Origin of the sequence: Tianweitania sp. (genome assembly GCF_032053605.1) — a bacterium.
In the GTDB taxonomy this organism is placed as follows: Bacteria; Pseudomonadota; Alphaproteobacteria; order Rhizobiales; family Rhizobiaceae; genus Tianweitania.
On sequence record NZ_DAMBUH010000080.1, the window covers coordinates 1 to 11,911 of the forward strand.

Sequence of the window (11,911 nt, forward strand, 5' to 3'; positions counted from 1 at the left end):
GGCGATCACGTCGATGAGGCCGCAGGCTTCCGCTTCGGCCGCGCCCATGCGGCGGCCGCTGGAGGCCAGATCCATCGCCAGCGGAACGCCGATTAAGCGCGGCAGCCGCTGCGTGCCGCCGGCACCTGGAACGATGCCGAGCTTCACTTCCGGCAGACCGAGTTCGGCATCCCGGCTCGCAATCCGGCCGTGACAGGCGAGCGCCAGTTCCAGCCCGCCGCCCAAAGCCGTGCCATGGATTGCCGCGACGATCGGCTTGGATGAGGCTTCGATAGCGCTGACCACGTCGGGTAAAAACGGCTGCTGCGGTGGTTGGCCGAGTTCCTTGACGTCGGCGCCGGCTACAAACGTTCGGCCGGCGCAGCTCAGCACGATCGCCGATACCGCCTGATCCGAATTGGCTTGCGCCAGAGCCTGCATCAAGCCTGCGCGCACCGCGTGCGATGTCGCGTTCACGGGCGGATTGTCGATGATGAGATGGGCGATTTCGCCGTCTCGCGTCAGGGAAACAGCCATGTGTTCAGTCCGGAACCACGGCCGTCGCCTGGATTTCTACCAGCGCTTCGTCTTCCACGAGGCCGGAGACCTGAACCACGGCCATCGCCGGGAAACTGCGCCCGATTACGGCCTTGTAGGCGGCGCCGATCTCCTTCAGCGAGGCGGAATAGGCTTTGCGGTCCAGCACATACCAGGTCATCGTCGTGATGTGCTCGGGGCCGGCGCCGGCTTCGGCGAGAATGGCGACGATGTTTTCCAGCGTCTGCCGGACCTGACCGGCAAGATCATGGGCCTCGAATTTGCACTGCCCGGTCCAGCCGATCTGGCCGCCAACGAACACGATGCGACCCCGTGCTTCGATGCCGTTGGAATAACCGCGTGGCCGCTCCCAACCCTCAGGCTGGAGGATGCGGTTCGGCGTGGCCTTTGGCCGTTCGGACAGGTCGGTGACGCTCATGTCCTTCTCCATTCAGATACTGGTTGTCGCTGCGCGGCGGAGCGGCCAAGCGGTCGTTTGGTGTGGGTGCAGGTCATGCGCGGGCCGCCTTCATCAATTCGCGGCCGATGATCAGCTTCTGAACCTCGGTGGCCCCTTCATAGATGCGGAGGGCGCGGATTTCGCGGTAAAGCCGCTCGGTAATCTCGCCGACCCGCACACCGCGCCCGCCGAACAACTGCAGCGCCTGGTCGATAACCCATTGCGCGTTCTCCGTGGCAGTCATCTTGGCCATGGCCGCTTCGCGCGTGATCGGCAGCTTCTGCACGTCGCGGCGCCAAGCCGTGCGGATGGTTAGCAGCGATGCCGCATCGATGGCGGTAGCCATGTCGCCGAGGGTACTTTGCGCCGTGGGAAGATCGCCGAGCGTAGCGCCGAACATCTTTCGCGATGTGGCATGAGCGACCGCTTCATCCAGCGCGCGACGCGCGAAGCCAAGTGCGGCTGCCGCGACCGAGGGGCGAAAGATGTCGAGCGTGCGCATCGCGATCTTGAAGCCTTCGCCGGGCGTGCCGAGCAGGTGTGCAGCCGGCACCCGGCAGTTCTCGAACCAGATGCGCGCGAGGGGATGCGGCGCGATCGTTTCGATCCGCTCAGCCACGACCAAGCCCGGCGTATCGGCAAAGACGACGAAGGCCGAGATGCCGCGGGTGCCCGGTGCTTCGCCGGTGCGGGCAAAGACCGTGTAGACATCGGCGATGCCGCCGTTGGAGATGAAGATCTTCTCGCCATTCAGCACGTAATCATCGCCGTCGCGTTCAGCGGTTGTCGCCATGGCTGCGACGTCCGAACCGGCTTCCGGCTCGGTGAGAGCAAAACCCGAGATCAATTCGCCCTTGGCGATACGCGGCAGCACGTGGTCCTTGATGGCGTCCGAACCGGACAGGCTGATTGCACCCGTGCCGAGCCCCTGCATCGCGAAGGCGAAGTCCGCCAGACCGTCGGCATAGGCCAGCGTTTCGCGCATCACGCAAAGGGCGCGGCTGTCGATGACCTCGGCTGCGCCGCCGTAAGCCGCCGGCACGCAGTGGCGCAGAAAACCCACATCGCCTAGCCGCCGCACCAGTGCCTTGCAGGCACCATCCGCATCGCCATGGTCGATCGCGCCGAGACCGCCTTGTGCGATGAAGGCATCCAGTCGGCCGGCGAGATCGCGATGTTCCGGATCGAAGAAGGGCCAGTCCAGGTGATCGCGCGATGGTGCTCGGGCGAGGCTATGAGAATGATCCGCCATGACTCAGTTGCCCTCGAAGGCCGGCTTCGTTTTTCCCGCGAACGCCTCGAAGGCACGACGAAAATCGCCTGTCGCCATGCAGATTGCCTGCGCCTGCGCTTCCGACTCCAGCATTTCATCAATGCCCATCGACCATTCCTGATCGAGCATCTTCTTGGTCATGGAATGCGCGAACCAGGGCCCATCTGCCAACATGCGCGCAAAGCGCTGCGCTTCCTCGATCAGGGAGGAACGCTCGTGCAGGGCGTTGTAGAAGCCCCAAGCATGGCCCTCGGCGGCTGTGAGGACGCGGCCGGTAAACAGCAGTTCTGCGGCACGCCCTTGGCCGATAATGCGCGGAAGAATGCCACAAGCGCCCATATCTGCACCGGCGAGACCGACGCGGGTAAACAGGAAAGCGGTTTTCGCCTCCGGCGTCGCCAAGCGGTAATCCGAAGCCATGGCGAGGATCGCGCCAGCGCCGGCGCAGATCCCATCCACCGCTGCGATAACCGGCTGCGGGCAGGCACGGATCTGGCGCACGAGATCGCCGGTCATGCGGGTGAAGGCCAGAAGGTCCGGCATCTTCATCGTGGTCAGGGGCTCGATGATGTCGAACACATCGCCGCCTGACGAGAAGTTGTTGTTCGCCCCGCGCAGAACCACAACACGCACATCGCTGGCGCGATGCAACGAGCGGAACAGGTCGCCGAGTTCCTCATAACTTTCAAAAGTGAGCGGGTTCTTCTTCTCGGGCCTGTTGAGCGTGATGGTGGCAACGCGGCCGTCCTCGTCCGTTTCGAACAGGAAGTGGCTGGCCTTGTGGGTCTTGAACGGACGCTGCTTGTTCTGCATCGCGTTGGTCATCAGTTTTCCTCCGTCTCAGGCTGCATCGACCGCACAGACATACGGTCCCGCGCCCTTGTTCTTAAACTTACCCGGCCATCACTTCGCCGCCGGCCACCGCAATCGCCTGTCCGGTGATCGAGCCTGCTTCCGGCGACACCAGCCACATCACGGCATGCGCCACCTCTTCCGGCGTCACCAATCGGCCCTGTGGGTTGCTGCGCGCCAGGCTGGCGCGGGCTTCATCCGCCGTCCGCCCAGTCTTGCCGGTAATCACGTCAATCGCCCCATCCAAAAGCGGCGTGTCGGTGAAGCCGGGGCAGACCGCATTCACCGTCACATCCGTTTTCGCCAGCTCCAAGGCCAAGGCGCGGGTCAGTCCGATCACGCCATGCTTTGAGGCGCAGTAGGCGGAGACGTAGGGATAGCCGGTCATGCCCGCCGTGCTGGCAATGTTGACGATGCGGCCATTGCTGGCTTGTTTGATCGAGGGCAGGGCGGCCTGCGTGGTCAGGAAGGTGCCGGTGAGATTGATGCCGAGGACGCGGTTCCACAGGTCCAAGCCCGTCTTCTCGAAGGGTGCCGATGGCGCTTCGCCGGCACAGTTGACGAGCACCGCGATCGGTCCAGCCTCGGCTACGGCACGCGCAACGCCAGCCTGCACAGCGGCCTCGTTTGTGACGTCGAAGCCATCAAGAACGAAGCTGCCGCCGCCGCTTCCTGCAATTTCCGAGGCAACCGCTTGTAGCGGTTCGGACCGACGGCCGGCCAGAGTCACCGCATAGCCCGTTTCGGCAAGTTTCAGCGCAATGACCCTGCCGATGCCGCTGCCGGCGCCGGTTACGACTGCATGGCGGCTCACCGCTTGGCCTCGGCTGCCGCGCGCTGCAGGTTGGTCACATACTGCGCACGCCCGGAGTGATACTGCTTGGGCCATTGCTGGCCTTCAAACCCGATCTTGGCCGCTTCATGCAGAACGAAGGCCGGATCGGCCAGATGCGGTCGCGCCACCGCGCAGAGATCCGCACGACCCGCCGCGATGATTGAGTTCGCGTGGTCTGCTTCCGAAATCGCGCCCACCGCAATCGTCGGCACATCGATCTCGTTGCGGATCTTGTCGGAAAACGGCGTCTGGAACAGACGGCCGTAAACCGGTTTTTCTTCGCTCACGACCTGACCCGACGAGCAGTCGATCATGTCGGCGCCGGCGTCCTTGAACATCTGCGCAAAGACTGCTGCGTCTGCCGGCGTGTTGCCGCCTTCATACCAGTCATGTGCCGACAAGCGCACGGAGATCGGCTTGGTTTCCGGCCACGCCGCCTTCACCGCTCTGAACACTTCCAGGGGGTAGCGAGCGCGGTTCTCTGCGCTGCCGCCATACTCGTCCTCGCGCTTGTTGGTCAGCGGCGACAGGAAGCTCGACAGGAGATAACCGTGCGCGGCATGCAGTTCCAGCATGTCGAACCCGGCCGCTACGGCCCGCTTCGTTGCGGAAACGAAGTCGGCGACGACGCGATCCATATCCTCGCGGGTCATGGCGCGGGGCGTGTGGGAAGCCGCCTTATAGGGCAGGGCGGATGCGGAAATCAGGTCCCAGCCCCCTTCCTCAACCGGTTGGTCGATCCCTTCCCAGGCCAATTTGGTTGAACCCTTGCGGCCGGCATGGCCGAGCTGGATGCCGATCTTGGCGGGCGTTTGGGTATGAACGAAATCCACGAGGCGCTTTAACGCTGCACCTTGCTCGTCGGACCAGATGCCGAGGCAGCCCGGCGTGATACGCCCATCGGGCGACACGCAGGTCATTTCAGGGAAGATCAACGCCGCTCCCCCCATGGCGCGCGAGCCGAGATGGACGAGGTGGAAGTCGTTGGCGAGGCCATCGGTCGCCGAATACATGGCCATAGGCGACATGACGATGCGGTTGTGCAACGTCAGGTCTTTGATGGAATAGGGCGTGAACATCGGTGGCGGCACCTGTCCGTTCGCGCCCGGCTGGACGCCGGCCCGCTCTGCAAACCAACGCTCATAGCCCTCCAGCCAGACCGGATCGCGCAGCCGCAGGTTTTCATGGCTGATGCGCTGCGAACGCGTCAGCATGGAATACATGAACTGCTCCGGCTCGAAATGCTCGGCATAGCGTTCGCCGACGACCTCGAACCATTCCATGGCATTGCGCGCGGCGTTCTGGATACGCGCCACATCTACGCGCCTGATGTCTTCATAGGCGTCGAGGACGGCCGGGATCTTCTCGGCCTCATGGCCGGCAAGGTCGAACTGGCGGGTCAGCTCAATGGCATCGTCGAGCGCCAGCTTGGTGCCGGAGCCGATCGCGAAATGCGCAGTATGCGCGCTGTCGCCCATCAGGACGACATGGCTGTTGCCGTTATGCAGGCTCCAGCTTTCGCAGATCAGGCGGTTGAAGTTCAGCCAGGCGGAACCGCGCAGATGGCGCGCATTGCTTAGCAGGCTGTGACCTTCCAGCGTTTCCGAAAACACGGTCTCGCAAAACGCGATGGACTGATCCTGGTCCATCTGATCGAGGCCATGCGCCTTGAACGTCTCCTCGGTCGTTTCAACGATGAAGGTCGAGGTGTTTTCGTCGAAGCGGTAGATATGCGCCTGGAACCAGCCATGCTCCGTACGACGGAAATCGAAGGTGAAGGCGTCGTAGCGCTTGTTGGTGCCCAGCCAGATGAAGCGGTTCGGCCGCACAAGAAGGTCGGGCTTGAAGACGGTCTCGTACTTCCTGCGGATTTTCGAATTGACGCCGTCGGCGGCGATGATCAAATCGGCATCCGGAAACTCGGTGTCGGAATCGACTTCCCGCTCGAACTGCAGTTCCACGCCAAGCTCGATGCAGCGATCCTGAAGGATGTTCAGCATCTTCTTGCGGCCGATGCCGACAAAGCCATGCCCAGTTGTGCGGATGCGCCGGCCCTTGAACAGAAGCTCGATGTCATCCCAGTGGTTGAAGCTGTCTTCGATCACCTGCGCCGTTTGCGGATCCCATTGCCGCATGGACTGCATGGTGGCGTCAGAAAAAACGATGCCCCAGCCGAAAGTGTCGAACGGCTTGTTGCGCTCGATCACGGTGATCTCATGTGCAGGATGCTGCCGCTTCATCAGCAGCGCAAAATACAGGCCGGCAGCGCCCCCGCCGATGCAAACGATCCGCATATGCTTCTTCCTTCGCTTCGATCCGCGCAAAGTGGACCATCCAAGGCACCACGAAGGTGGACCTCTTCGAAAGAAGTTTCAAGCTTAAAGTTTCTAACTGTTGGCGATTGTAACAGCGACGTTCAGCGTCAACTCAAGTGCCTAGCGCTCTTGTGCCAAGCCTTCCCGAACGGAGATTTTGAGCTTGGCGAGAGAGGCCAGGAGCGTGTCCCGTTCGTCTGCAGCTACGCCCGAGAACAGGTTGTTTAACCACGCGCGATGGCGTTCGGCCATCTCACCAAAGGCGCTGCGCCCAAAAGGCGTGAGCGTGACGATCTGCACGCGACGGTCGGAAGGCGAGGTCGTGCGCGTGATGTGGCCGCTTTCCACCAGCCGCTCTACAAGGGCGGTGAGATTGCCTGCCGACACCATCATCCGCTTGGAGATTTCGCCGAGTACCATGCCGTTTTCGGCGCGCTCCAGCTGAGCCAGCAGATCGAAACGCGGAAGGGTGAAATCGAACTCCTCCCGCAACCCGCGTCGAATCTCGGTTTCGATCAACGTCGTGCAGGTCAGCAAACGCAGCCACAGATGCGTCTCGTCGCCATGATTGTCGGGCGCATCGGCGATCTTGGTTTCGCCATCCAGCCAATGATCCCTCGTGGTCTGATCCGCGGTCAACTTGCTTGTTTCCCTTGTTGCTACCGCTGTGCTTTGTGCCTGTGAGGCATAATGCCGAGCGCTGGCTTAGCCGTTCCAGCACAGCCAGATCAACCTGCTTACATTTTGTCTTTGATGCTGGCACCGCAACAAGGATGTTTGCAGACGCATATTTTTATGCCTAGACTTTCTCCCGGGAACAAGCGGCACCATTCCGTCAATGAGATGCGGGTCGCGGACAATGGCCATTGCGCCTGATTGAGGAGGCTCGACCAATGACGACTGCGACGACTCTGGGGCAACTCGCGGATCTGCTGGGAACAGGCGGCATCGACGTTGTCGATCTCACCGCCCCGCTCGGCCCGGACACGCCGCTTTTGAAACTGCCGCCGGAGTTCGCCAAGGACACGCCGCAGATCGAGATCCACCGCATTTCCGAATATGATCAGGACGGGCCATTCTGGGCCTGGAACTGGCTCAAGGTCGGCGAACATTCCGGCACCCATTTCGATGCGCCGCACCACTGGATCACCGGCAAAGACTATTCAGACGGCTTTACCGACACGATCCCGGTCAAGAACTTCGTTGCGCCCGTCAACGTCATCGATTGCTCGGCGCAAACGGCGGAGAACCCCGACTTCCTGTTGACGGCCGACGGCGTCAAGGCGTGGGAAGCCGAACATGGCGCGATCAATTCGGGCGAATGGGTCGTGATGCGCACAGACTGGGACAAGCGCAACGGCTCCGAGGACAGCTTCCTGAACGCCGACGAGAACGGCCCCCATTCACCCGGACCATCGCCCGACTGCATCGACTATATTCTGCAACGCGGCGCGATCGGCTGGGGTACGCAATGCATCGGCACGGATGCCGGTGGTGCCGGCGGCTTCGAACCGCCATTTCCTGCGCACAACCTGCTGCACAAGAACAACAAATACGGCCTCGCCAGCCTTGTGAACCTCGACAAGCTCCCGCCCAAGGGCGCGATCCTCATCGTGGCGCCGCTGAAAATCGTTGGAGGCACAGGCAGTCCCGTGCGTGCACTGGCTTTGGTGTCGAAAGCCTAGCTATCCCCGCCGCCGGACGCGCCGGCGCTGCCTTGTGGCTCGGCAGCGTGCTGAACCATGAAAATTGTGTCGTTTCCGGTGAAGCGGCACAATGGCCTCTGGAAAAACAAGCCGGAATACTGCCTTGTAACCCGCGAAGTTCGACGTCGGCTCACAAGGGCTGGACGCATCGGTGGAATACCATCGGGGAACGATCGGGTGACAGGGAGAATGGTATGAAGAAGTTTCTACTCGTTTCAGCATCGCTTCTGGTGCTGGCGACGGCGGCCAAGGCTGAAGACGTCAAGATCGGTATCGAAATGGGCTTCACCGGCCCGATCGAGACGCTGACTCCGCCGATGGCGCAGGCGGCCGAACTCGTGATCAAGGAAGTCAACGATTCCGGCCTGTTCCTTGATGGCGCCAAGATTACGGCAGTGCGCTCCGACGAGACCTGCATCGATGCCGGTGCGGCGACAGCGGCGGCCGAACGGCTGATCACGGGCGACAAGGTGGCTGGTATCATCGGGCCGAGCTGCTCGGGTGCAGCAACCGCCGTTCTTACCAATGTCGCTGTGCCCAACGGCATCGTGTTGATTTCGCCGTCCGCCACTTCGCCCGCGCTTTCGACGCTGGAAGACAAGGGTCTGTTCTTCCGCACGGCTCCGTCGGATGCACGCGAAGGCGAAGTGCTGGCGCAGATCATGTGGGACCGCGGCATCAAGAGCGTGGCGATTTCCTACACCAACAACGATTACGGCAAGGGCGTTGCTTCATCCGTACAGACCGCCTTCGAGAAGCTCGGCGGCAAGGTGACGCTGAGCGCCCCACATGAAGACGGCAAGGGCGATTATTCGGCAGAAGTGGGCTCGCTCGCCTCGGCCGGCGGCGACGCCCTGGTTATCGCTGGATATGCGGATCAGGGTGGTGCCGGCATCGTGCAGACGGTTCTTGATACCGGCGCCTTTTCCAAGTTCGCGTTTCCGAATGGCATGTGGGGCGCGAGCCTCGTCAAGCGTTTCGGCACGCAGCTTGATGGCGCCTTCGGCAACCTGCCCGGTACGGACAGCCCCGGCGCGGCCAAGCTGATGGAAATGACGGAAAAGGCCGGGATTGCCGGGTCGGCGACCTTCGTTCCGGAAACCTATGACGCCACCGCGCTCATGCTGCTTGCCATGCAGGCTGCCAAGTCTTCGGCTTCGGCCGACTACAAGTCCAAGATCATGGACGTTGCCAATGCACCGGGCGAAAAGATCTACCCGGGTGAGCTGGCCAAGGCGCTGCAGATCCTGAAAGATGGCGGCGACATCGATTATGTCGGCGCGTCCGCTGTAGAGCTGATCGAGCCGGGTGAAAGCGCAGGCGCGTTCCGTGAGCAGGAGATCGAAGGCGGAGCGGTCAAGACCGTCAAGTTCCACTAAGATCTGAACCAGAACGCGATGCCGGTCGGTCCTGAAGACTGGTCCGGCATCGCCTTTATCTCTATGCCAAGCTGCGCCTCGGCATCGCTTTACCAAGATTGGGAGACTGGATGATCGTCGTCCAGGATATGGTCAAACGCTTCGGCGGCTTCCATGCCGTGGACGGCGTGTCGCTGGAGATCCCTCAAGGCGAGATCACCGGTTTGATCGGGCCGAACGGGGCAGGCAAGTCGACGCTCTTCAACCTGATTGCCGGCGTGCACCAGCCGACGTCGGGACGCGTGACCATGGCCGGTGAAGACATCACCGGGCTACCGCCGCATGTGCTTTTCTCCAAGGGGCTGCTGCGCACATTCCAGATTGCGCATGAATTCAGCTCCATGACAGTGCTCGAAAACCTGATGATGGTGCCGGGGAACCAGCAAGGCGAAACGCTTTGGAATGCCTGGTTTCGCCGCGGCGCCATCGCGCAGGAAGAGCGCCGCCTGCGCGAAAAGGCGGAGGACGTGCTGGACTTCCTCACTTTGTCTCACCTGCGCGATGAGAAGGCGGGAAACCTGTCCGGCGGGCAAAAGAAGCTCGTTGAACTCGGCCGCACCATGATGGTCGATGCCAAGATCGTGTTCCTCGATGAGGTCGGCGCCGGCGTCAATCGTACACTGCTGAAGACGATCGGCGAGGCGATCGTGCGCTTGAACAAGGAACGCGGCTACACTTTCTGCGTGATTGAGCACGATATGGATTTCATCGCCCGTCTTTGTCATTCGGTGATCGTGATGGCGCAGGGCAAGGTCCTGGCGACGGGCGCGCCAGACGAGATCATCCGCAACGAGCAGGTGATCGAAGCCTATCTCGGCACGGGGTTGAAGAACCGGGCACTTGCGCAGCCTGAAACGGCAGCACTTACACTATGAGCCCCGACACAACAGAGGCCGAGCCGTATCTGATCGGCGAGGCAATGACCGGCGGCTACGGTGCCGCCGACATCCTGAAGGGCTGCACCATCACGGCCGCTAAGGGCGAGATCGCGGTCATCGTCGGCCCTAACGGAGCGGGCAAGTCCACGGCCATGAAGGCGCTGTTCGGCATGCTGCCGCTGCGCTCCGGTTCGGTGCGGCTCGGCGGCGAGGACATCACAGCGCTTCAGCCGCAACAGCGTGTCGCCAAGGGCATGGGCTTCGTGCCGCAAACCCACAATGTCTTCACCTCCATGACGGTGGAAGAAAACCTGGAGATGGGCGCCTTCCTGCGCCGCGATGATATCCGCAAAACGATGGAGCAAGTCTATGACCTGTTCCCGATCCTGCGCGAAAAGCGGCGCCAACCGGCGGGCGAGCTCTCCGGCGGTCAACGTCAGCAGGTCGCCGTGGGCCGGGCGCTCATGACGGAGCCGCAGGTGCTGATGCTCGACGAACCGACGGCCGGTGTCAGCCCGATCGTCATGGACGAGTTGTTCGACCGCATCATCGACGTGGCGCGCACCGGCATTACCATTCTCATGGTCGAGCAGAACGCCCGCCAGGCGCTTGAGATCGCCGATCGCGGCTATGTGCTGGTGCAGGGCGGCAACCGCTTTACCGGATCAGGGCGCGAGCTCCTCGACAATCCCGAGGTGCGCCGCACCTTCCTCGGAGGCTGACGCAAATGGATGCCGCCAACGCGCTGGTCGCGTTCACCAATTATGTGCTTCTTCCCGGAGCGACCTACGGCGCGCAGCTGGCGCTGGGTGCGCTCGGCGCGACGCTGATCTACGGCATCATGCGCTTTTCCAACTTCGCGCATGGCGACACGATGGCCTTCGGCACCATGGCCACGATCCTTATGACCTGGCTGCTGCAGTCCATCGGCATCAGCTTCGGCCCGCTGCCCACCGCCTTGATCGCGCTGCCTATCGGCATCATCGCGACTGCTGCCTTTGTGCTGGGCACGGATCGGCTGGTGTATCGTCATTACCGCCGCAACAAGGTGCCGTCGATCATCCTCGTCATGGTGTCGCTTGGCGTCATGTTCGTGATGAACGGCGTGGTGCGCATGATCATCGGCGTTGACGATCGCCAGTTTGCCGACGGCGCACGCTTTGTCTTCACCGCCGCCCAGTTCAAGACATGGACCGGCCTGGCGGAACCGATCGCGTTGCGCGTATCGCAGGTGATCTCGCTGATTGCCGCCGTCGTCGTGGTTGCCTGGCTCTACTGGTTTCTGGAGAAGACCCGCACCGGTAAATCCATGCGCGCCTTTTCCGACAACGAAAACCTTGCGCTGCTGTCCGGCATCAATCCCGAGCGCGTCGTCGCCATTACCTGGATCCTGGCCGCCGCTCTGGCAACGATTGCCGGCGTTCTTTACGGCCTCGACAAGTCCTTCCGCCCGTTCACATACTTCCAGCTGCTGCTGCCGATCTTTGCCGCCGCTGTGGTGGGCGGTCTGGGCAACCCGCTCGGCGCGATCGCGGGCGGTTTCGTGGTGGCGTTCTCGGAAGTCGCCGTCACCTACAGCTTCCGCAAGGTGGCGACCTACCTCCTGCCAGCCGACTGGCAGCCTGATGGGCTGCTGCAGCTTCTGACCACCGACTACA

Annotated in this window: 12 protein-coding genes; 5 read left to right on the top strand and 7 right to left on the bottom strand. The window is 62.2% G+C overall.

The genetic code is table 11. The features are described from left to right. The 7 genes from RTX98_RS15515 to RTX98_RS15545 all read right to left on the bottom strand — a co-directional run. The coding region (locus tag RTX98_RS15515) for an enoyl-CoA hydratase/isomerase family protein (RefSeq protein ID WP_312797746.1) at positions 1-516 on the bottom strand (516 nt) is incomplete at its 3' end. Between the two features lie 4 nt (positions 517-520). Continuing rightward, positions 521-955, bottom strand: a complete 435-nt coding sequence (locus RTX98_RS15520) for a RidA family protein (protein WP_312797747.1) — start codon at positions 953-955, stop codon at positions 521-523. A gap of 73 nt (positions 956-1,028) precedes the next feature. Next, the gene (locus tag RTX98_RS15525) at positions 1,029-2,228 is read right to left on the bottom strand and encodes an acyl-CoA dehydrogenase family protein (protein WP_312797748.1); all 1,200 of its coding nucleotides are present in this window, start codon (positions 2,226-2,228) and stop codon (positions 1,029-1,031) included. 3 nt (positions 2,229-2,231) lie between these two features. After that, positions 2,232-3,074 carry an enoyl-CoA hydratase family protein gene (locus tag RTX98_RS15530; RefSeq protein ID WP_312797749.1) on the bottom strand — a complete coding sequence of 281 codons (843 nt, stop codon included), beginning with the start codon at positions 3,072-3,074 and terminating at the stop codon, positions 2,232-2,234. Positions 3,075-3,141: 67 nt separating this feature from the next. After that, a complete protein-coding gene (locus RTX98_RS15535; RefSeq protein ID WP_312797750.1) occupies positions 3,142-3,915 on the bottom strand; it encodes an SDR family NAD(P)-dependent oxidoreductase in 774 nt (257 codons plus the stop codon). After that, on the bottom strand, positions 3,912-6,230 hold the full coding sequence (locus RTX98_RS15540; protein WP_312797751.1) for a bifunctional salicylyl-CoA 5-hydroxylase/oxidoreductase: 2,319 nt from the start codon (positions 6,228-6,230) through the stop codon (positions 3,912-3,914). The genes RTX98_RS15535 and RTX98_RS15540 overlap by 4 nt, the downstream gene beginning before the upstream one ends. Before the next feature lie 141 nt (positions 6,231-6,371). Continuing rightward, positions 6,372-6,890: a MarR family transcriptional regulator gene (locus tag RTX98_RS15545; RefSeq protein WP_312797752.1), complete on the bottom strand. Its 519-nt coding sequence runs from the start codon at positions 6,888-6,890 to the stop codon at positions 6,372-6,374. Positions 6,891-7,144: 254 nt separating this feature from the next. Between RTX98_RS15545 and RTX98_RS15550 the strand changes: the two genes are divergently transcribed. The 5 genes from RTX98_RS15550 to RTX98_RS15570 all read left to right on the top strand — a co-directional run. Next, positions 7,145-7,936, top strand: a complete 792-nt coding sequence (locus RTX98_RS15550; RefSeq protein ID WP_312797753.1) for a cyclase family protein — start codon at positions 7,145-7,147, stop codon at positions 7,934-7,936. A gap of 215 nt (positions 7,937-8,151) precedes the next feature. After that, a complete protein-coding gene (locus tag RTX98_RS15555) occupies positions 8,152-9,336 on the top strand; it encodes an ABC transporter substrate-binding protein (protein ID WP_312797754.1) in 1,185 nt (394 codons plus the stop codon). Positions 9,337-9,446: 110 nt separating this feature from the next. After that, positions 9,447-10,250: an ABC transporter ATP-binding protein gene (locus RTX98_RS15560; protein WP_312797755.1), complete on the top strand. Its 804-nt coding sequence runs from the start codon at positions 9,447-9,449 to the stop codon at positions 10,248-10,250. Further along, positions 10,247-10,975: an ABC transporter ATP-binding protein gene (locus RTX98_RS15565; RefSeq protein ID WP_312797756.1), complete on the top strand. Its 729-nt coding sequence runs from the start codon at positions 10,247-10,249 to the stop codon at positions 10,973-10,975. The genes RTX98_RS15560 and RTX98_RS15565 overlap by 4 nt, the downstream gene beginning before the upstream one ends. Before the next feature lie 5 nt (positions 10,976-10,980). After that, positions 10,981-11,911 (top strand): branched-chain amino acid ABC transporter permease (locus tag RTX98_RS15570; protein ID WP_312797757.1); only part of this gene is annotated, 931 nt, incomplete at its 3' end.